The organism is Magnetospirillum sp. UT-4 (assembly GCF_902729435.1).
GTDB lineage: Bacteria > Pseudomonadota > Alphaproteobacteria > Rhodospirillales > Magnetospirillaceae > Magnetospirillum.
Map to the genome: position 1 here is coordinate 1 of NZ_CACVCG010000006.1, position 617 is coordinate 617.

Consider the following 617-nt stretch of genomic DNA (forward strand, 5'->3'; position numbering starts at 1 on the left):
GGGCTAGCTCGGTTTAAACCCGAGTTAGCCAATGCCGTCACTGCGGTTTTGGGGCCGGGGCCCCTGGCCGGCGCAACAGCCGAGCCGCCGCCAAGAACCAAAAATACGATCGGTGCAGCCAATAGCGTGGAAGCATTTCTCCAGTTGCTTTACGACTATCCGGCCAAGGAATCGACCGAAACTTTCTTCCGTGGGCACGAGGATGCGCGGTTCGAGCTGACCCCGTCATTGCTACGAAAATGGCCGGACGGGGCATGGCAATTTGTGCGGAATGAGGATCGCCTCTGCAAGGAGTTGCTTATTGCACACAATGACGAATTCCAGGGCGACCAGTACTGCTTCGACCGGCTTGTTCGCATGCAGCACTACGGTCTGCCGACCCGCCTTTTAGATATTTCTGGCAACCCTCTTGTAGCGTTATTTTTTGCGTGTCACTGCGCACAAGAACTAGCCGAAACGGATGGCGAAGTAATTATCTTTCGAGTGTCGGATGATAAAGTAAAATACTACGACTCCGACACTGTTAGTTGTCTCGCCAACCTCTCCAACCTCACCTACGCCCAAAAAAGCGAGATCGATCTCGCGCAGGATATTGGCGCTTTTAACCAGACTAGCCC

Annotated in this window: 1 protein-coding gene; it reads left to right on the top strand. The window is 53.8% G+C overall.

What is annotated here, in order from left to right:
- A partial coding sequence (locus MTBUT4_RS00665; protein WP_173977738.1) for an FRG domain-containing protein occupies window positions 1–617 on the top strand: 617 nt, incomplete at both ends.